The following is a 19,332-nucleotide window of genomic DNA, read 5'->3' as shown; positions in this document are numbered from 1 at the left end:
CCGGCGTGCTGGTGCTCTACGGTTTCTGCAACCTGTTCCACCCAGGAGGCGCGATGAGCCCGCAGCAGTTCAACCTCTCGACGGTGTTCCGGACCGTGGCCGAGGCCGTGCCCGACCAGGAGGTGCTGGTCTGGCGGGACCGGCGGCTCACCTACCGCGAGCTCGACGGCCGGGTGGACGGCCTGGCCCACCACCTGCGCGCCGCGGGCCTCGGCTGCCGCACCGAGCGCGCCGGCCTCGCCGGGCACGAGTCGGGCCAGGACCACGTGGCGCTCCACCTGCGCAACGGCAACGAGTACCTCGAGGGCATGCTCGCCAGCTACCGCGCCCGCGCGACGGCGGTCAACGTCAACTACCGCTACGTCGAGGAGGAGCTGGCCTACCTCCTGGCCGACTCCGCCGCGACCGCGCTGGTCTACCACGCGGAGTTCGCCCCGCGGGTGGCCGCGGTCCGCGAGCGGCTGCCGCAGCTGCGGGTCCTCGTGCAGGTCGCCGACGGGTCCGGGAACGAGCTGCTGCCCGGCGCGGTCGACTACGAGCAGGCGGTCCGCACGCCGGAGCCGCCCGACGGGATGCCCGAGCCGTCGCCCGACGACCTGTTCGTGCTCTACACCGGCGGCACGACGGGGATGCCCAAGGGCGTGCTCTGGCGCCAGGACGACATCTACGTCACCTCCATGGGCGGCACGCCGTTCGGCACCACCGAGCCGCACGCGTCGTACGACGCGATCGCGGAGACGGCCCGCGCCGCCGGCGGCGGGATGACGCTGCTGATGGCCCTCCCGTTCATGCACGGCGCCGCCCAGTGGTCGACGTTCCACACCATCACCGGCGGCGGCAGGATCGTGCTGCCCCACCATGTGGACCACCTCGACGCCGCCGACGTGCTCAGCACCGCGATCCGAGAGGGGGCGGTCAGCATCCCCGTGGTCGGCGACGCCGTCGTGCGCCCGCTGATCGACGAGATCGAGCGGGGCGACTACGACCTCTCCGGGCTGGCGGCGATCAACAACGGCAGCGCCCCGCTGACGCCGGCGGTGCGCGACCGGTTCCTCGAGCTCGCCCCGCACATGGTGGTCATGGACGCGGCCGGGTCCTCCGAGACCGGCCTGCAGATGAGCTCGATGTCGCTGAGGGGGATGGCGGCCGACGCCGCCACGTTCGCGCCGGTGCCGGCGACGACGGTGGTCGACGACTTGCTGACGCGGGTGCTGCAGCCCGGGGAGGGAGGTGGCTGGCTGGCGCAGCGCGGCCGGGTTCCGCTCGGCTACCTGGGCGACGCCGCCAAGACGGCGCGCACCTTCCCGGTCATCGACGGCGAGCGGTTCTCGATCCCCGGCGACCGCGCGGACCTGCTCGAGGACGGCCGGATCCGGCTGCTCGGCCGGGACGGGGTCACGATCAACTCCGGCGGCGAGAAGATCTTCGTCGAGGAGGTGGAGCGCGCGCTGGCCCACCACCCCGCGGTGCGCGACGTCGTCGTGGTGGGTCGGCCCTCCGAGCGGTGGGGGAGCGAGCCGGTCGCGGTCGTCCAGCTCGCCGACGGGGCCACCGCCACCGACGAGGAGCTGCTCGCGGAGTGCGCGAAGCACGTCGCGCGCTACAAGGTGCCGCGGGCCGTGGTCCGGGTCGGGCTGGTGGAGCGCTCCCCGTCGGGCAAGGCGGACTACCGCTGGGCCAAGGTACGGGCGACGGCGGAGCCCGCCCCCGCCTGACGGTGCTTAGGGGAGCCTCTCCTTTCTGGAACGGATCCAGAAAAGCCGATATCGTCCTGCCCATGACCGAACTCCTGCACCCCGACCAGACCCACGTCGCCAAGCCGGCCTTCACCGCCTCCGAGCAGCTCGCCTCGCACCTGCAGCAGCTCAGCGTCGACCTGATCGAGCTGCACCTGCAGGGCAAGCAGGCCCACTGGAACGTCGTCGGCCTGAACTTCCGCGACCTCCACCTGCAGCTCGACGAGGTCGTCGACGCCGCCCGGGAGTACTCCGACCAGGTCGCCGAGCGGATGCGCGCGCTGTACGTCGTCCCCGACGGCCGCTCCGCGACGGTCGCCGCGCAGACCTCGCTGCCGCCGTTCCCGAACGGCGAGGTGAACACCGCCGAGTGCGTCGACCTGGTCACGACCGCGATCTACGCCGTCACCGGCACCGCGCGGCGCATCCACGACGACGTCGACGCCGAGGACCCGACCTCCGCCGACATCCTCCACGTCATCATCGAGCGCCTCGAGCAGCTCGCCTGGATGATCGACGCCGAGAACCGGGTCGCCAACCGCAGCCTGCCGCGCTCGCTGCACCGCTGACCCGCGGCCGGCGGCCGCGGTCGGCGGGTCAGGCGAGCTGCAGCTCGTCCCAGTCGACCTCGGCGGTCCGGGCCTGGTACTCCGCGACCAGGCCCGGCCAGTTCGTCGTGATGCGCGGCCCGTCGACGTACCAGCTGTTGCACCCGGCCCAGGCGCTGGTCGCCAGTCGCGACTGCATCTCCCGGTCGTAGGCGTCGGCGGCGACGGCGGTCGGCTCGACGGTCCGCAGCCCGCGGTCCGCGAGGCGCCGGACGACCCGGGCGACGTAGCCGGCCTGGCCCTCCATCATGGCGATGATCGAGCTGCCGCCCAGGTTGGTGTTGGGTCCGTAGATGCAGAACAGGTTCGGGAAGCCGGGCACCGTGATCCCCAGGTGGGCGCGGGCGCCGTCGGACCAGTGCTCGTGCAGGTCCCGGCCGCCCCGCCCGGTCACCTTCATCGGCGCCAGGAACTCCGTCGCGGCGAAGCCGGTGCCCCAGATGAGCACGTCGGCCTCGTGGAGGCGACCGTCGGCGGTCCGGACGCCGGTCGCCTCGAGGCCGGTGACCTCCTCGGGCACGACCTCGACGTGCTCGCGGGCCAGTGCGGGGTACCACTGGTTGCTGAAGAGCACCCGCTTGCAGCCCAGCGGGTAGTCCGGGACGAGCCGGCGGCGCAGGGTAGGGTCCTTGACCCGGGCCCGCAGGTGCGCCCTCCACGTCGCCTTGATCGCCGCCATCAGCGGCCTGGTCCCGGGTGAGTCGCCGGCCAGGGCGCCGTTGAAGCGCTCGGTCAGCCAGAAGACCGCCCGCCGCTCGGCGCGCAGGGCCGCCGGGAACCGCTCAAAGAGACGGTGGTGGTGCGCCTGGTACTCCTGGTCGGGCTTGGGCAGGACGTAGGGGGCCGAGCGCTGGAAGACCGTCATCGACCCGACGCGGTCGACGATGCCGGGCACGAACTGGACGGCGCTCGCGCCGGTCCCCACGACGGCGACCCGCTTGCCGTCCAGGTCGACGTCGTGGCGCCACTGGGCGGAGTGGAAGGCCGGGCCCTCGAAGTGGCCGGGCACCTTCGGCAGTGCGGGGTTGGAGAGTTGTCCGACCGCCGAGACCAGCACCTCGGCCTCGTAGGTCTCGCCCGCGGCGGTCTCGACGCGCCAGGCCGCGGTCGCCTCGTCGTACGCCGCGGAGGTGACCTCCTGGCCGGTCCGGACCAAGTGGAGCAGGCCCTCGTCCCGGGCGGCGGAGCGGAGGTACTCCAGGATCTCGGGCTGGGTCCCGTAGCGGCGGCTCCAGTGGGGGTTCTGCGCCCACGACCACGAGTAGAGCGGCGACGGCACGTCGCAGGCGGCACCCGGGTAGGTGTTGTCCCGCCACACCCCGCCCACGTCGTCGGCGCGCTCCAGCACGGTGATGTCGGTGATGCCCTGCTCGCGCAGCGCGCGGGCCGCGCCCAGGCCGCCGAAGCCGGCGCCGATGATCACCACGCGGGGTCCCTGCTGGTCTGCCATGGCGACGAACCTAGGAGCGGCCGGGGTGGCGGGGGAGGCGTCGCGCCCACCGTGCTTGATAATTCCGGCCATGGAGGACGACGCGCACCCCGTGCAGGTCGTCGAGCCGGCCGCGCGGGACTGGGAGTTCCCACGGGCCGCGGCGGGGACCGCCCACCTCGTGGGGTACGCCGCGGCGCGCGGCGTGGGTGCGGACGTGGTGCTGGCCGGCACCGGCCTGCGGGCGGCCGACCTGGCGGTGCCGGGCCGCGAGGTGACCGCCGCGCAGGAGCTGCTGGTCGTGCGGACGCTGCAGCGGCTGCTGCCCGGGTCGGGCGGCCACGTCGGGGCGACGTACCGGGCCTCGTCGTTCGGCGTCCTGGGCTACGCGCTGCTCGCCAGCCGGACGGTCCGCGAGGCCATGGAGGTGACGCTGCGCTTCATCGACCTCTCCTACGCCTTCGCGCTGCCGCGCGCGGAGCTGTCCGGCGACCGCGTGCGGCTGGTCGTGGACGGCAGCGGCCTGCCCGGTGACGTGCGGGCCTTCCTGGTCGCCCGGGACACCACGGCGATCCACGTCGTCGCGGACTCGCTGGTGCCCGGCGGGCTGGGGGCCACGCGGACCCTCGGGACCGACCTGGGGGTGCTCGACCTGGCCGCCTCCGAGCTCGACCGGCCGCTGCCGCGCGACACCTCGACGGCCGGCGCGCAGCTCGCCGAGGACATGTGCCGCGACGTCGTCGCCCGCCGCCGCGAGCGCACCGGGGTGGCGCGCGACGTGCAGGTGCTGGTCACCCAGCGGCTGCCCGAGGGGGCGCCGATGGCGGCGGTCGCCGGCGGCCTCGGCCTGAGCGAGCGCAGCCTCCGGCGCCGGCTCGCCGACGCCGGGGTCGGCTACCGGGCCCTCGTCGAGGAGGTCCGGGAGTCGCTGGCGCGCTCGCTGCTGGAGTCGCGCGCGACGCTGCCGGTGGCCGACGTGGCGCGCCGGCTGGGGTACGCCGACGCGGCGGCGTTCACCCACGCGTTCACGCGGTGGACGGGCGTGCCGCCGGCGGCGTACGCCCGGGGCGAGCGGCTCAGGTGATCGTCATGCCGCCGTCGACGACGAGGGTCTGGCCGGTGATGTAGCCGCCCGCGGCGGAGGCGAGGAAGACCCCGGCCGCGGCCAGCTCGGCGGGCTCGCCCTTGCGGCCCAGCGGGATGCGGTCCTGGCGGGACTCGAGGTAGCCCGGCGGGTACTGCTCGGTCATCTCGGTGTCGAAGAAGCCCGGCGCGATCGCGTTGACGCGGATGCCCTTGCGGCCGGTCCACTGCTGCGCGAGGTCGCGGGTCAGGCCGATCAGGCCGGCCTTGGTGGCGGCGTACGCCGCCTGCGGGAGCCCGGCGGTGGTGAGGCCGAGGACCGAGGAGATGTTGACGATGCTGGAGCCGGGCTGCATGACGCGTCCGCACGCCTGGGCCATCCAGTAGCAGCCGTTGAGGTTGACGTCGACGACGCCGCGGAACTGCTCGGGGGTCTCGCGGGTGGCCGGGACCGCGGTGCCGATGCCGGCGTTGTTGACCAGGACGTCGACGTGGCCGAGCTCCTCCATCGCCAGCGCGACGAGGTTGGTGCAGGAGTCGGGGTCGGCGACGTCGGTAGGCACCGGCAGCGCCCGGCGGCCGGCGGCCTCGACCAGGCGGGCGGTCTCGGCGAGCCGGTCGGCGCGGCGCGCGCCGAGGACCACGTCGGCGCCGGCCTCGGCGAAGGCCTGGGCGAACGCGACGCCGAGGCCGCTGCTCGCACCGGTGACGACGGCGACCTTGCCGTCGAGTCGGAACATGTCGGTGACGGTCATGGCGGGCACTCTAGGCCCGCACCCCGAGCGTCTCGCGCAGGCCGTCGGCAGCGCTGACCCGGGGTGTCCAGCCCAGCTGCTCCTTGGCGCGCGTGGTGTCCATGATCGCCGGGTGGGCCAGCGCCTCGACCCACTGCGCGGGCTGGGGGAGGCCCGGCACGGCCGCCGCGAGCCGGGCGGCCGCGTGCGCCGGACGGGCCGGCAGCGGGACCGGGACGCCGCCCAGGACGCGCACCACGTCCGCCGCGGTCAGCGTGTCGTCCGCGGCGATGTTGTAGGCGCCCGGCGGGCCGGCGGCGACCACGCACCGCAGCAGCGCCTGCCCGACGTCGGACTCGTGGACCAGCTGCAGGGGGAGGTCCGGGACCGGCACGGGGACCGGCGGCAGCCGCGTGGGCAGGTGCCGCAGCACGGCACCGAGGCCACGGGCCCACTCCGGCAGCCGCACCTTGCCCCCGACGGCGTTCGGGCCGACGACGATCGGCGGGCGCAGCAGGTAGAGGCCGATCCCCTCGCGCTCGGCGGCCTCCTCGCGCAGCAGCACCTCCAGCTCGGCCTTCTCCCGGGCGTAGAAGAGCCGGTCGGCCGGGCGGACCGGCCAGTCCTCGGTGATGCCGACCGGGTTGTCGGGGTGGAAGCCGTACGCCGCGACCGAGCTGGCGTGGACGAACCGCCGGGCCCCCGCGTCGGCTGCCGCGCGGAACGCGTTGAGGGTGCCCTCCACGTTGATCGCCCGGGTCGCCTCGGCCGAGCCGCCGACGATGGCGAAGGCCAGGTGCACCACCACGTCGGCCCCGGCGAACGCCTCCGCCAGGGCGGCCCGGTCGCGCACGTCGCCACGCCGGTAGGTCGTCTTCACCCAGCCGCGCGCCGCCGGGTCGACCTCGCTCCGGGCGACGCCCACCACGCGCCGTACCCGCTCGTCGGCCTCGAGCAGCGGGAGCAGCCCCGCGCCGAAGGTGCCGGTCGGCCCGGTGACGGCCACGGTCAGGTCGGTCTCGGTCATGGCGGCCCCGTACCCCCGGCGCCGGTCGCGGTACCATGGCCGCCATGCGCAGGACCCTGCTCCTTACCTAGCCGCGTCGACGAGCACGACCCGACGCGGCTGCCCCTCGCGAGAGAGGGGCCTTTTTTGTGTGCGCAGTCATGCCCGGGCGTGACCGGGACCGAGCAGGACGACCACCTCACGCACAAGACGGGAAGAGACACGCAGATGAGCGAGCAGGCGGGCCGGCCGGACGAGGCCGCGACGTACGACATGACCGCGGCGCAGGAGAAGTGGCGCGGGGTCTGGGAGGACCTCGACCCGTTCCGCGCCGGCAGCGCCGCGCCCGGGGCGGAGAAGCGCTACGCGCTGACGATGTTCCCCTACCCCTCCGGCGACCTGCACATGGGCCACGCCGAGGTGATGGCGCTGCACGACGTCATCGCGCGCTACTGGTGGCAGAAGGGCTACGACGTCCTCAACCCCATCGGTTGGGACTCCTTCGGCCTGCCCGCCGAGAACGCCGCGATCCGCAACGACGAGCACCCGGCGACCTACACCTACGCCAACATCGAGACCCAGGCGGAGTCCTTCCGCCGCTACGGCATCTCCTTCGACTGGTCGCGGCGCCTGCACACCTCCGACCCGGAGTACTACCGCTGGACCCAGTGGCTGTTCCTGAAGTTCCGCGAGCGGGGCCTGGCCTACCGCAAGAACAGCCCGGTCAACTGGTGCCCGAACGACCAGACGGTGCTCGCCAACGAGCAGGTCGTCGGCGGCATGTGCGAGCGGTGCGGGGCGGAGGTGACCAAGCGCGAGCTGAACCAGTGGTACTTCAAGGTCACCGACTACGCCCAGCGGCTGCTCGACGACATGGACGCGCTCTCGGGCACCTGGCCCGACCGCGTCCTGGCGATGCAGCGCAACTGGATCGGCCGCTCCGAGGGCGCGCACGTCGACTTCGACATCGAGCTGGCCTCGGGGGAGTCCCGGACGGTCACGGTCTTCACGACCCGCCCCGACACGTTGTACGGCGCGACCTTCATGGTGGTGGCCGCGGACGCGAAGCTGGCCGCCGAGGTCGTCGCGCCGTCCCAGGAGCCCGCGCTGGCGGCGTACGTCGAGGAGATCCGCAAGGCCTCCGACATCGACCGGCTCTCCACCGAGCGGCCGAAGTCCGGTGTCGACCTCGGCGTCACCGCGGTCAACCCGGTCACCGGCGAGCGGATGCCGGTCTGGGCCTCGGACTACGTGCTGGCCGACTACGGCACCGGCGCGATCATGGCCGTCCCCGCGCACGACCAGCGCGACCTGGACTTCGCGAAGGTCTTCGGGCTGCCGGTCCGGCGCGTCGTGGCGGTGCCCGACGAGGAGGGCAACCCCGAGGAGACGTACGTCGTCACGACCGGTGACGGCACCTACGTCAACAGCGGGCCGCTGGACGGGCTGAGCGACAAGGCCGCCGGCATCAGCCGGATCATCGAGCAGCTCGAGGCCGACGGCCGCGGCACCGGCACGGTGAACTTCCGGCTGCGCGACTGGCTGCTGAGCCGCCAGCGCTTCTGGGGCGCGCCGATCCCGATCGTCCACTGCCCCGACTGCGGCGAGGTCCCGGTGCCGGAGGACCAGCTGCCGGTGCGGCTGCCCGACGACCTCAGGGGCGCCGACCTCAAGCCCAAGGGCGTCTCGCCGCTGGCGGCCGCGGAGGCGTGGGTCAACACCGAGTGCCCCTCCTGCGGCGGCCCCGCCAAGCGGGACAGCGACACGATGGACACCTTCGTCGACTCCTCGTGGTACTACCTGCGCTACCTGGACCCCTCCTACGACCAGGGACCGTTCGACCCCGAGCAGGCGCGCGAGTGGATGCCGGTCGCGCAGTACGTCGGCGGCGTCGAGCACGCGATCCTGCACCTGCTCTACTCCCGGTTCTTCACCAAGGTGCTGCACGACATGGGGATGGTCGACTTCGTCGAGCCGTTCTCGGCGCTGCTCAACCAGGGCCAGGTCATCAACCAGGGCAAGGCGATGTCGAAGTCGCTGGGCAACGGCGTCAACCTCGGCGAGATGATCGACACCTACGGCGTCGACGCGGTGCGGCTGACGATGGTCTTCGCCGGCCCGCCCGAGGACGACATCGACTGGGCCGACATGTCGCCCGGTGGCGCCGTGAAGTTCCTCCAGCGCGCCTGGCGCCTGGCCGGTGACGTCACGGCCCCGGCCGGCACGCCCGTCGAGGGCGGCGACCTCGCGCTGCGCAAGGCGACCCACAAGACGCTGCACGAGGTGGAGCAGTTGATCGAGGGGCACCGGTTCAACGTGGTGGTCGCCCGGACGATGGAGCTGGTGAACACCACCCGCAAGGCCATCGACTCCGGCTGCGGCCCGGCCGACCCCGCGGTGCGCGAGGCCGTGGAGGCGGTCGCGGTCCTGCTGTCCCTCGTGGCGCCGTACACCGCCGAGGAGATGTGGGAGCGGCTCGGTCACCAGCCGACCGTCGCCCGCGTCGGCTGGCCGACGGTCGACCCCGCGCTGCTGGTCGAGGACACCGTGACCGCGGTGGTCCAGATCCAGGGCAAGGTCAAGGCCCGCCTGGAGGTCGCCCCCGACATCTCCGAGGCCGACCTGGAGCAGCTCGCGATGGCCGACCCGGCGGTGGTCCGGGCGATCGACGGGCGCCCGGTCCGCAAGGTGGTCGTCCGGGCGCCGAAGCTGGTCAACGTGGTGGTCTGAGGCCATGCCCGCCGACTCGCCGGTGTCCTCCGGACGCACCGTCGTCGTCACCGACTCGACCGCCAGCCTCCCCGCGGAGGTGGTGGCCGAGCACGGTCTCCTCGTCGTGCCGCTGCAGGTCGTCATCGGCGCGCAGGTGCACGACGAGGGCGAGCACGGGGCGACCCCCGACATGGTCGCGGCCGCGCTGAAGTCCTTCACACCGGTCAGCACCTCGCGGCCCTCCCCGGCGACCATGGCGGCGGCGTACGAGCGCGCGGTCGCCGACGGGGCCACCTCGATCGTGTCGGTCCACATCTCCGGCGACATGAGCGGGACCTTCGAGTCCGCGCAGCTCGCGGCTCGCGAGGCCTCCGTCCCGGTCATCGCCGTCGACTCGCGCCAGGTGGGGGTCGCGACCGGGTACGCCGCGCTGGCGGCCGCCGAGGTCGCCGCGGCCGGCGGCTCGGCCGAGGAGGTCGCCGAGGCGGCCCGCGCCCGCGCCGAGGCCTCGTCCTCGCTGTTCTACGTCGACACCCTGGAGTACCTCCGCCGCGGCGGCCGGATCGGCGCCGCCGCCGCGCTGCTCGGCGGGGCGCTCGCGGTCAAGCCGCTGCTGACCATCAGCGACGGCCGGGTCGAGTCGCTCGAGCGGGTGCGCACCTCCCAGCGCGCGCTCGCCCGGCTCGAGGAGCTCGCCGCCGAGGCCGCCGGCGACCAATCGGTCGACGTGTGCGTCGCCCACCTCGCCAGCGCCGACCGCGCAGCCGCCCTCACCGACCGGCTGGCCGAGCGGCTCGCCGACCAGCTCGAGGGCCGCGACGTCTGGTGCGGCGAGCTCGGCGCCGTCCTCGGCGCCCACGTCGGCCCCGGCATGCTGGCCGTCTGCGTCGCGCCTCGTCCCTGAGGTCGCCCGGCTGGCGTCGCAGGCGTGCTGCAGGAGTCCCCGGTCCACCGGGGACTCCTGCGCTTTCCGGGGTAGATCTGCCCCGGTGAGCGAGGGACTGCCCCGGAAGGTCGTCGGGGCGGGGTGGTGGCGTGCCGGTTTCCCCGGGGCCCCGGGGAAACCAGCGCTTCTCAGGGGAAGCATCGCCTGAGAAGCACAGGTTTCCCCTGAGGAGCCGGCGGTACGGCGCCGGCGCCCGGTTGTCGCGCACAGGCCGGCCGCCGCGCAGCACGGTCCACAGCCGGTGCCCGGCCGCGGGCAGCGGCGGCCCGGCGTACCTAGCGTCGCAGGCATGCGTACCCGCCGTGCCACCGCCGAGCACCAGGAGGCCGTCGCCCGACGGCTGGCCCTGCTGAGCGCCGAGCTCGCCGCCGAGCGGCCGCCGGCCTGGGGCCCGCCCCTGGAGCCCTCACCGGGGCGAGAGCCCGAGCCGTACGCCGCGCCCCTGACCGAGCCGCCGCCCACCGAGCCGGACTGGACGAGCGAGCACACCCGGATCCGACCCCGGGTCGCGGCGGCCGAGCCACCTCCGGACCCGGAGCCCGCGTGGCAGCCGCCGGCGGTGCCGGTGCCCGGACGGCACGCGGCCCGCCGTCCGCGGTCGCTCGTGCCGGCGGCGGTCGGCGCGGTGCCGGAGACGCTGCGCGGCCGGGCGGCGCTCGGCAGCGCCCAGCTGACCGTCGTGGCCGTGGTGGTGGCGATCGGGCTGGCGGTGACCTGCTGGTGGGTCGTTCGGGGCGACCCGTCGGCGCCCGTGGCGCCCACGCCGGTGGAGACGTCGCCGGTCGCGGACCTGGTGGAGGTGCCGCCGGCGGCGGCGCCCGCGCCCGCGCCCGCACCCGCAGTCGGCACGGATGACGCCACCGCGGCCGCGGCCGCCGAGCTCGTCGTCGACGTGGCGGGCAAGGTGCGCCGGCCCGGCATCGTCGTGCTCGAGAGCGGCGCGCGGGTCGTCGATGCACTCGAGGCGGCCGGCGGCGCGCGACCGGGCGCGGACCTGTCCGGCCTCAACCTGGCCCGGCTGCTGGTCGACGGGGAGCAGGTCGTGGTGGGCAGGCCGGCGACCGCGCCGGCAGGCGTCCCCGGGACCCTTCCCGGCACCTCGGGGACTCCTGGGACGCCGGGCGCGCCGACCGCCCTGGTCGACCTGAACCTGGCCACCCCCGTCGAGCTGGAGGCGCTCCCGGAGGTGGGGCCGGTGACGGCCGCGGCGATCGTGGCCTGGCGCGAGCAGCACGGTGGCTTCAGCGCCGTCGACGAGCTGCTCGAGGTGGACGGGATCGGTGAGGCGACGCTCGGGCAGGTGCGGCCCTACGTGACGGTGGGAGGTGGCTGAGCGCGTCGACGTCCGGATGCCGCTGCTCGCCGCCGGCGCGTGGCTCGCCGGCCTCGCGGCGCAGCTGCTGCCCGGGCCGCTCCTGGGCCTGGCCGCCGGGCTGGTGCTGCTGGCGGCGCTCGCCGCGGTCGCATGCGACCGCGGGCGGCTGACCACCGTCGCCGCCGTCGTGCTGGTGGTTGCGGCCGTCGGGTGCTCGGCCGCAGTGCGGGCCGAGCAGACGGCGACCAACCCGGTCGCCGACCTCGCCCGGGAGCGCGCCGCGGTGACCGTGACCGGGACGGTGGTGGCCGACCCGCGTCCGGTGGAGGGCGGGTTCGCCGACCGGGTGCTCACCCGGCTGGAGGTCGTGGAGGTCACCGGGCGGGGGACGACCACGCGGCTGGTCACCCGGGTGCTCGTCCTCGGCGACGAGCCCTGGGCCGAGGTCAGGCTCGGCTCGACGGTCCGGGTCACCGGGCGGCTGGACACCGCGGAGGGCGAGGACCTCGCCGGAGTGCTGGTGGCGGGCACGCCGCAGCTGCTCGCCGGCCCCGGCCCGTGGTGGCGCGGTGCGGACGCGGTCCGCTCCTCGATCCGCGACGCGGTGGCCCACCGGCCCGCTGACCAGGCGGCGCTGGTCCCGGCGCTGGTCACCGGCGACGACCAGCTGCTCGACGAGGAGCTCGAGGAGGACTTCCGGACGACCGGCCTCACCCACCTGCTCGCCGTCTCCGGCACCAACCTGACCCTCGTCGTCGGGTTCCTGCTCCTCCTGGCCCGGTGGTGCGGCGTCCGGGGGCGGGGCATGTACGTCGTGGGCGCCCTCGGCATCGTCGGGTTCGTGCTGCTCGCCCGCACGGAGCCAAGCGTGCTCCGCGCCGCGGTGATGGGCTCGGTCGCGCTGCTGGCGCTCGGTGTGCACGCGCTGCAGCGGGGCTTCCGGGCGCTGGGCGTGGCGGTCGTGGTCCTGCTGCTCGTGCAACCAGGCCTGGCGGTCTCGCCCGGGTTCGCGCTGTCGGTCCTCGCGACGGCCGGCATCCTGGTGCTCGCGCCGGTCTGGCGCGACGCCCTGGCCCGCTGGACACCGAGGTGGGTGGCCGAGGCGGTGGCCGTGCCGCTCGCTGCCCAGCTCGCCTGCACCCCCGTCGTCGCTGCGCTCTCCGGCGAGGTCAGCCTGGTCGCGGTCGCGGCGAACCTCGTGGTGGCTCCGGTGGTCGGTCCCGCGACCGTCCTGGGGCTCGCCGGCGGCCTGGTCGGGCTGGTCTGGGAGCCCGCGGGGCGGGTGCTCGGCACCGGTGCCGGGTGGTGCGTGGGGTGGATCGTGGCGGTGGCCGACCGGGGGGCCGACCTGCCCACGGCCGCGGTGGGCTGGGGCACGGGCCCCGTGGCGCTCGCGCTCCTCGCGGTCGGCTGCGTGCTCCTGGCCCTGGCGCTGCGGCCGCTGCTCGCCCGGCGGTCCACAGCGCTGGCGCTGGCCGCGGTCCTCGCCGTGGTGGTGCTGGTGCGTCCGCCGACCCCGGGGTGGCCGGCGGGGGACTGGGTCGTGGCGATGTGCGACGTGGGGCAGGGCGACGCGCTGGTGCTGCGCTCGGGGCCGGGGGAGGCGGTCGTCGTGGACGCCGGGCCCGAGCCGGGAGCTGTCGACCGGTGCCTCGACGACCTCGGGGTCGAGCGGGTGCCGCTCGTCGTGCTCACCCACTTCCACGCCGACCACGTCGACGGGCTCGCGGGCGTCCTGGACGGCCGCGCGGTCGGTGCGGTCGAGACGACGCCCGTGCTCGACCCGGCCGGCGGCGTCGCGGACGTCGACGCCGCGGCGGCAGCGGCCGGGCTGGAGGTCCGGGCGGCGTCGTACGGCGCGACGCGGCGGGTGGGGCAGGTGACGCTGCAGGCGCTGTGGCCGCTGCCCACCGCCACGACGCGGCCGACGGGGGAGCCGGGGGAGTCGGCCAACGACGGGAGCGTGGTGCTGCTCGCCGAGCTGGCGGGTGTGCGCGTGCTGCTCACCGGGGACCTCGAGCCCCCGGGCCAGGCCGCGCTCGCCCGGGCGCTGCCCGGCCTGCGCGTCGACGTGCTCAAGCTGCCGCACCACGGCAGCAGGTACCAGGACCTGCCGTTCCTCGCCTCGCTCGAGGCTCAGGTGGTGCTGGTCTCGGTGGGCCGGGACAACGACTACGGCCACCCCGCCGACGACGTGCTGGGACCGCTGGCGGCGGCCGGCGCCGAGGTGCGACGCACCGACGAGGACGGCGACGTCCTGGTCCTGGCCACCGCGGACGGTCCCGCCACCCGCACCCGCCGGTGAGGGGGCGGCCGAGGCGCGGCGCCGTCGGTCGGCTGTGGGAGGCTGGGCGCACCATGGCAGCAGCAGGTCCGAAGGCAGCAGACGTCCTGGGCCGGGTCACCCTGGTGACCGGCAAGGAGGAGTTCCTCAACGAGCGCACCGTCTCGGCGGTGCGCGAGGCGGTGCGTGCGCACGACGCCGAGGCGGAGCTCACGGAGACGTCGGCCGGCGACCTGACGCTGGCCACCCTCGGCGAGATGTCGGCCCCCTCGCTCTTCTCCAGCACCCGGTGCGTGGTCGTGCGGGCCCTGGAGAACCTCCCCGAGGAGTCGGTCGCGGGGCTGCTGTCCTACGCCGACGCCCCGGTCGAGGACGTCGCCCTGGTGCTCGTGCACGGCGGAGGGCCGAAGGGCAGCGGGGTGCTCACCAAGCTCCGCAAGGCGGCCGGCGTCACCGAGTCGAAGTCCGGGGAGCTCAAGGCCTCGGAGTTCCCGGGGTTCGTCGCCGCCGAGGTGCGTCGGCACGGCTCGACCATCGACCAGGAGGCGGCATCCTTCCTCGTCTCGGCCGTCGGCCAGGACCTGCGCTCGCTGTCCGCCGCCGCCCACCAGCTGACCCACGACTTCCTCGGCCAGCCTCTGGACACCGAGAAGGTCAAGCGGTACTTCGGCGGACGGGCCGAGGCCAAGTCCTTCGCCGTCGCGGACGCGGCGTTCTCCGGCCGCCGCCAGGTCGCGCTCGAGGAGCTGCGGTGGGCGATCGACGGTGGGACGGCGCCGGTGCTGGTGACCTCGGCCTTCGCCGGCGGGGCGCGTGGGCTGGCCCGCTACCAGGGGGCGCCGCGCGGCATGCGGGAGGCCGACCTGGCCCGCGAAGTCGGCGTACCGCCGTGGAAGCTGCGCTCGATCCGCGACCAGTCCCGCGGCTGGTCCGAGCAGGGCCTGGCTCGCGCGATCCGCGCGGTCGCCCAGGCCGACGCCGACATCAAGGGCGCGGCCAGTGACGCGTCGTACACCCTCGAGCGGCTGGTGCTGACCATCACCGCCCTGCGCGACACCCGCTGACGACCCCGCGGCCGCCGAGCGGGCCCACAACGCGAAGAAGGCGTCGACCCGAGGGGTCGACGCCTGTTCGCGAGGGGCCTCAGAGAGAGGCGGCCTTCTTGGCGATCGCGGACTTGCGGTTCGCGGCCTGGTTCTTGTGGATGACGCCCTTGGAGGCGGCCTTGTCCAGCAGGCGCGACGCGTCTCGGGCCGCGGTGGACGCGGTCTCCTTGTCGCCCGCCTCGGCGGCCTTGCGGAACTTGTTCACGGCGGTCTTCAGGCCGGTCTTGACGGCCTTGTTCCGCTCGTGACGCTTCTCGTTCTGCTTGTTCCGCTTGATCTGGGACTTGATGTTCGCCACTACTGCGCCTTCGTCGTAGGTGTGGGGTGCTGTGCTGGGTGGTGCTGGTGGTGCAGGTCCTCGGTGCTGTCGGCGCCTCCGCCCATGGGGTGGGCGCCGGACATGCGACGTACGAGATTAGCAGCGGGCGTTCGGGCCGCCCAAATCGCTCACGACCAGCCGCGACGCTGCGCCAGCCAGCCCCACGTCGCCTCGGCCCGCCGGCGCTGCGAGGTCCGGAGGAACGGCGAGGTCGCCGGTACCCGCTGGGCCTGCATCACGAGGAAGTATCCCGCGTGCAGCGCCAGGACCGCGTCGACGTGGTCGGCCGGCACGTCCCGCGTCAGCGGCGCCCGCGCGAGCACGGCGTCGACGTCCAGCCCGTCCTCGCGCGCGCCGATGAGCAGCGCGACGGTGTCGAACCACGCCGCACCGCGGACCGGCCAGGTCCAGTCGCACAGCAGCACCCGGCCGTCGGCGGCGAGCAGCACGTTGTCGTCGCGGACGTCGGCGTGGACGAGCGTGTCGCCGGCGGTCACCGACAGGGCGAGCCGGGCCAGCCCGGCGGCCTCCGCGCCGTGCTCGGCCAGCCCCGGGACGGCGAGGCCGCGGCCCAGGTCCTGGAGGAGGACGCGGTCCCAGCACGACGGCCAGCCCGCCATCTCCTCGGCCGCGGTGGCCGTAGCCAGGCCGGGGGGCGCCGGGGTGAGCGCCTCCGCCACGACGCCGAGCATCGCCACCGCCCGGTCGAGGTCCTCGGTGCGCCAGGGGCGGGGCGGGGTGACGTGCTCGACGTGCTCGATGCCGAGCACGACCCAGTCGTCGTCGTGGGACCAGCGCAGCGACGGCGCGGGCACCGCCGCGGGCAGCGCCCCGAGCGCACGCGCCTCCTCGCGGTAGGACTCCGCGAACGCCCGCTGGGCGACGACCGAGGCGGCCTTGACGAAGTGACGGCTGCCGTCCTCGCAGGTCAGGACCGACGCGAAGCCGGGGGTGAAGCCGCTCGTCTGCGAGCGGGCGCCCACCACCGGCGAGCCGCAGCGCTGCGCGACCAGGTCCCGCACGTGCGGGGGCAGGAAGTGCCACTCCAGCCGACGTGCGGTGCGGCCGTGCGGGACGGACAGGACGCTCACCGGAGCATCCTGCGGCACGACGGGCGCACCCGGCGCTACCGGGCCGGCGAGGCGTCGTCGAGGGCCGTGGCCGCGGGCGCGCCGACCGGGCGCGGCTCCGGGCGCCAGCCGGGCGGGCCGAACACGTACCCGAGCTTGGCCCGCAGCGTCGGTGCGCCCCGCACGTCGCGCGCGATCGCGGCGTACTCGTGGGTCTGCAGCCGCAGCACGTGGTAGGTCCCGACCGGCGACGTGAGCCCGTACGTCGGGCGGTGCAGCTCGGGCTGGAAGGTCCCGAAGAGCCGGTCCCAGACGATGAGGATGCCGCCGTAGTTGCGGTCGAGGTACTCCGGGTCGCTGCCGTGGTGCACCCGGTGGTGCGAGGGGGTGTTGAGGACCAGCTCGACGGGCCGCCAAAGGGTCCGGACCCGCTCGGTGTGGACGAAGAACTGGTAGACGAGGCTGAGCGAGAAGCCGAGGAAGACCAGGGCCGGCGGCACGCCGAGCAGCGGCAGCGGCGCCCAGATGACCAGCTCGTGGGAGTTGTTCCACTTCTGCCGCAGCGCGGTCGAGAAGTTGAACTGCTCGCTGGAGTGGTGGGCCTGGTGGGTCGCCCACACGAGCCGCACCCGGTGCGCGACGCGGTGGGCCCAGTAGAAGAAGAAGTCCACGCCGAGCACCGCCAGGAGGACGGTCCACCAGGCGTCCACGGGCAGCTGCCACGGGGCGACGTGCACGAAGAGCACCGTGTAGACCGCGAGGCCGAGCAGCTTCCACAGCGCCATCGTCACCACGGACACCGAGCCGAGCAAGACGCTGGTGACGGCGTCGCGCCGGTCGTACCGCGGGCTGCCGTCGGGGCGCTCGTCCTCCAGGAAGTACGCCGCGAGCGCCTCCACGACGACGAAGAGCAGGAAGAAGGGCATCGCCAGCACGACCGGCTCCCGCAGCGCGTCGGGGATCGAGTGCCAGGTCGACTGGAGGACATCGGTCACCCGGGGATCCTGCCGCATCCGGCGAGTCGGGGTGAGGTGTTCTGGCATGGGAGGATGGGCCGGTCCGTCCTCACCACCACGTACGTCGAGAAGAGCCCGTGCCCCAGACGCCTGCGCCGAAGCCCGGCCACACCGATCCCGCGATCATCCGGAACTTCTGCATCATCGCGCACATCGACCACGGCAAGTCGACCCTCGCCGACCGGATGCTCCAGCTCACGGGCGTGGTGGGGGAGCGCGAGGCCAAGGCGCAGTACCTCGACCGCATGGACATCGAGCGCGAGCGCGGCATCACCATCAAGTCGCAGGCGGTCCGGATGCCGTGGACGGTCACCGAGGAGGCGGCCGCGGAGCACGACATCGAGGCCGGAGCCGGCACCTACGTCCTCAACATGATCGACACCCCCGGGCACGTCGACTTCACCTACGAGGTGTCCCGCTCGCTGGAGGCCTGCGAGGCCGCGATCCTCCTCGTGGACGCGGCGCAGGGCATCGAGGCCCAGACACTGGCGAACCTCTACCTCGCCATGGGTGCGGACCTGCAGATCATCCCGGTGCTCAACAAGATCGACCTGCCCTCGGCGAACGTCGACAAGTACGCGCTCGAGCTGGCCAACCTGGTCGGCTGCGACCCCGAGGACGTGCTCCTCACCTCCGCCAAGACCGGGGTCGGCGTGGAGGCGCTGCTCAACGAGATCGTGAAGCAGGTCCCGGCGCCCGTCGGCGTCGCCGACGCCCCGGCCCGCGCCTTGATCTTCGACTCCGTGTACGACACCTACCGCGGCGTGGTCACCTACGTCCGCGTCGTCGACGGCTCGCTGAAGCACCGCGACCGGATCAAGATGATGTCGACCGGAGCGGTCCACGAGATGCTCGAGGTCGGCGTGATCAGCCCCGAGCCGATGAAGGCCGGCGAGCTGGGGGTCGGCGAGACCGGCTACCTCATCACCGGCGTGAAGGACGTCCGCCAGTCCCGGGTCGGCGACACGGTCACCAGCCAGCACCACGGCGCCACCGAGCCGCTCGGCGGCTACGCGCACCCCAACCCGATGGTCTACGCCGGTCTCTACCCGATCGACGGCGACCAGTACCCCGAGCTGCGCGACGCGCTCGAGAAGCTCCAGCTCAACGACGCCTCGCTCACCTACGAGCCGGAGACGTCGGGCGCGCTCGGCTTCGGGTTCCGCTGCGGCTTCCTCGGCCTGCTGCACATGGAGATCACGCGCGAGCGGCTCGAGCGGGAGTTCGACCTCGACCTCATCTCGACCGCCCCGAACGTGGTCTACGAGGTCGTCATGGAGGACGGCACGCAGCTGACGGTGACGAACCCCAGCGAGTACCCCGACGGCAAGATCAGCGAGGTCCGCGAGCCGGTCGTCAACGCGACGATCCTGGCCCCGGCGGACTACATCGGCACGATCATGGAGCTGTGCCAGCAGAAGCGCGGCACGTTGCTCGGCATGGACTACCTCTCCGAGGACCGGGTCGAGATGCGCTACACGCTGCCGATGGGCGAGATCGCCTTCGACTTCTTCGACCAGCTGAAGTCGAAGACCAAGGGGTACGCCTCGCTCAACTACGAGCGGTCCGGGGAGCAGACCGCCGACCTGGTCAAGGTCGACATCCTGCTGCAGGGCGAGCCGGTCGACGCGTTCTCCGCCATCGTCCACCGCGAGGCGGCCTACGGGTACGGCGTGATGATGGCCGGCAAGCTCAAGGAGCTGATCCCGCGGCAGCAGTTCGAGGTGCCGATCCAGGCGGCCATCGGCGCCCGGGTCATCGCCCGCGAGAACATCCGCGCCATCCGCAAGGACGTCCTGGCCAAGTGCTACGGCGGTGACATCACCCGCAAGCGCAAGCTGCTGGAGAAGCAGAAGGAGGGCAAGAAGCGGATGAAGATGGTCGGCCGCGTCGAGGTCCCCCAGGAGGCGTTCGTGGCCGCGCTGTCCACCACCGCGTCGGCGGAGAAGAGCGGCAAGAAGTAGCCGC

Annotated in this window: 15 protein-coding genes; 9 read left to right on the top strand and 6 right to left on the bottom strand. The window is 74.1% G+C overall.

Going from position 1 to position 19,332, the window contains the following annotated elements; translation table 11 throughout:
• Positions 1-53: 53 nt before the first annotated feature.
• Positions 54-1,715: an acyl-CoA synthetase gene (locus AB0N29_RS15950; RefSeq protein WP_364868203.1), complete on the top strand. Its 1,662-nt coding sequence runs from the start codon at positions 54-56 to the stop codon at positions 1,713-1,715.
• Between the two features lie 62 nt (positions 1,716-1,777).
• On the top strand, positions 1,778-2,305 hold the full coding sequence (locus AB0N29_RS15945; RefSeq protein ID WP_364868201.1) for a DNA starvation/stationary phase protection protein: 528 nt from the start codon (positions 1,778-1,780) through the stop codon (positions 2,303-2,305).
• Between the two features lie 28 nt (positions 2,306-2,333).
• Here the strand turns inward: AB0N29_RS15945 and AB0N29_RS15940 are convergent, their stop codons facing one another.
• On the bottom strand, positions 2,334-3,794 hold the full coding sequence (locus AB0N29_RS15940; RefSeq protein ID WP_364868199.1) for an NAD(P)/FAD-dependent oxidoreductase: 1,461 nt from the start codon (positions 3,792-3,794) through the stop codon (positions 2,334-2,336).
• Between the two features lie 70 nt (positions 3,795-3,864).
• On the opposite strand from AB0N29_RS15940, the gene AB0N29_RS15935 reads away from it, so the two are divergent.
• Entirely contained in the window at positions 3,865-4,857 is a 993-nt protein-coding gene (locus tag AB0N29_RS15935; protein ID WP_364868197.1) for an AraC family transcriptional regulator ligand-binding domain-containing protein, read from the top strand.
• Here AB0N29_RS15935 and AB0N29_RS15930 read toward each other — a convergent pair.
• Positions 4,850-5,611, bottom strand: a complete 762-nt coding sequence (locus AB0N29_RS15930; protein ID WP_302267343.1) for a 3-oxoacyl-ACP reductase family protein — start codon at positions 5,609-5,611, stop codon at positions 4,850-4,852. The genes AB0N29_RS15935 and AB0N29_RS15930 overlap by 8 nt on opposite strands.
• Positions 5,612-5,621: 10 nt before the next feature.
• Positions 5,622-6,617 carry an NAD-dependent epimerase/dehydratase family protein gene (locus tag AB0N29_RS15925; RefSeq protein ID WP_364868194.1) on the bottom strand — a complete coding sequence of 332 codons (996 nt, stop codon included), beginning with the start codon at positions 6,615-6,617 and terminating at the stop codon, positions 5,622-5,624.
• A gap of 207 nt (positions 6,618-6,824) precedes the next feature.
• On the opposite strand from AB0N29_RS15925, the gene leuS reads away from it, so the two are divergent.
• The 5 genes from leuS to holA all read left to right on the top strand — a co-directional run bounded on the left by leuS (position 6,825) and on the right by holA (position 14,917).
• Positions 6,825-9,326, top strand: a complete 2,502-nt coding sequence (leuS, locus tag AB0N29_RS15920; protein WP_364868192.1) for a leucine--tRNA ligase — start codon at positions 6,825-6,827, stop codon at positions 9,324-9,326.
• Positions 9,327-9,330: 4 nt separating this feature from the next.
• On the top strand, positions 9,331-10,212 hold the full coding sequence (locus tag AB0N29_RS15915) for a DegV family protein (RefSeq protein ID WP_364868190.1): 882 nt from the start codon (positions 9,331-9,333) through the stop codon (positions 10,210-10,212).
• A 331-nt stretch (positions 10,213-10,543) separates the two neighbouring features.
• On the top strand, positions 10,544-11,587 hold the full coding sequence (locus tag AB0N29_RS15910; RefSeq protein WP_364868188.1) for a helix-hairpin-helix domain-containing protein: 1,044 nt from the start codon (positions 10,544-10,546) through the stop codon (positions 11,585-11,587).
• Positions 11,580-13,874, top strand: a complete 2,295-nt coding sequence (locus AB0N29_RS15905) for a ComEC/Rec2 family competence protein (protein WP_364868186.1) — start codon at positions 11,580-11,582, stop codon at positions 13,872-13,874. Before AB0N29_RS15910 ends, AB0N29_RS15905 begins: the two co-directional genes overlap by 8 nt.
• A gap of 53 nt (positions 13,875-13,927) precedes the next feature.
• Complete coding sequence (holA, locus tag AB0N29_RS15900) at positions 13,928-14,917, top strand: DNA polymerase III subunit delta (RefSeq protein WP_302267337.1); 990 nt, start codon at positions 13,928-13,930, stop codon at positions 14,915-14,917.
• A 79-nt stretch (positions 14,918-14,996) separates the two neighbouring features.
• Here holA and rpsT read toward each other — a convergent pair whose 3' ends face one another.
• The 3 genes from rpsT to AB0N29_RS15885 form a co-directional block, all read right to left on the bottom strand.
• Entirely contained in the window at positions 14,997-15,257 is a 261-nt protein-coding gene (gene rpsT, locus AB0N29_RS15895; RefSeq protein ID WP_302267336.1) for a 30S ribosomal protein S20, read from the bottom strand.
• A gap of 149 nt (positions 15,258-15,406) precedes the next feature.
• Positions 15,407-16,369 carry a hypothetical protein gene (locus AB0N29_RS15890; protein WP_364868183.1) on the bottom strand — a complete coding sequence of 321 codons (963 nt, stop codon included), beginning with the start codon at positions 16,367-16,369 and terminating at the stop codon, positions 15,407-15,409.
• A gap of 35 nt (positions 16,370-16,404) precedes the next feature.
• Positions 16,405-17,343 carry a sterol desaturase family protein gene (locus AB0N29_RS15885; protein WP_364868181.1) on the bottom strand — a complete coding sequence of 313 codons (939 nt, stop codon included), beginning with the start codon at positions 17,341-17,343 and terminating at the stop codon, positions 16,405-16,407.
• A 98-nt stretch (positions 17,344-17,441) separates the two neighbouring features.
• Here AB0N29_RS15885 and lepA point away from each other — a divergent pair, with 98 nt between their 5' ends.
• Complete coding sequence (gene lepA, locus AB0N29_RS15880) at positions 17,442-19,328, top strand: translation elongation factor 4 (RefSeq protein ID WP_364868179.1); 1,887 nt, start codon at positions 17,442-17,444, stop codon at positions 19,326-19,328.
• The last annotated feature ends 4 nt before the right edge of the window (positions 19,329-19,332 follow it).

Source organism: Nocardioides sp. NPDC092400, assembly GCF_040684155.1.
Lineage (GTDB): Bacteria > Actinomycetota > Actinomycetes > Propionibacteriales > Nocardioidaceae > Nocardioides.
Note: the sequence above shows the minus strand (reverse complement) of the source record. Positions and strands in the feature narration are given on the sequence as shown.

Coding starts and splice junctions, on each gene's coding strand:
- AB0N29_RS15940 (WP_364868199.1), bottom strand. CDS start 3,794: ATGGCAGACCAGCAGGGACCCCGCGTGGTGATCATCGGCGCCGGCTTC.
- AB0N29_RS15935 (WP_364868197.1), top strand. CDS start 3,865: ATGGAGGACGACGCGCACCCCGTGCAGGTCGTCGAGCCGGCCGCGCGG.
- holA (WP_302267337.1), top strand. CDS start 13,928: ATGGCAGCAGCAGGTCCGAAGGCAGCAGACGTCCTGGGCCGGGTCACC.
- AB0N29_RS15925 (WP_364868194.1), bottom strand. CDS start 6,617: ATGACCGAGACCGACCTGACCGTGGCCGTCACCGGGCCGACCGGCACC.
- AB0N29_RS15930 (WP_302267343.1), bottom strand. CDS start 5,611: ATGACCGTCACCGACATGTTCCGACTCGACGGCAAGGTCGCCGTCGTC.
- AB0N29_RS15950 (WP_364868203.1), top strand. CDS start 54: ATGAGCCCGCAGCAGTTCAACCTCTCGACGGTGTTCCGGACCGTGGCC.
- leuS (WP_364868192.1), top strand. CDS start 6,825: ATGAGCGAGCAGGCGGGCCGGCCGGACGAGGCCGCGACGTACGACATG.
- AB0N29_RS15910 (WP_364868188.1), top strand. CDS start 10,544: ATGCGTACCCGCCGTGCCACCGCCGAGCACCAGGAGGCCGTCGCCCGA.
- AB0N29_RS15945 (WP_364868201.1), top strand. CDS start 1,778: ATGACCGAACTCCTGCACCCCGACCAGACCCACGTCGCCAAGCCGGCC.
- AB0N29_RS15915 (WP_364868190.1), top strand. CDS start 9,331: ATGCCCGCCGACTCGCCGGTGTCCTCCGGACGCACCGTCGTCGTCACC.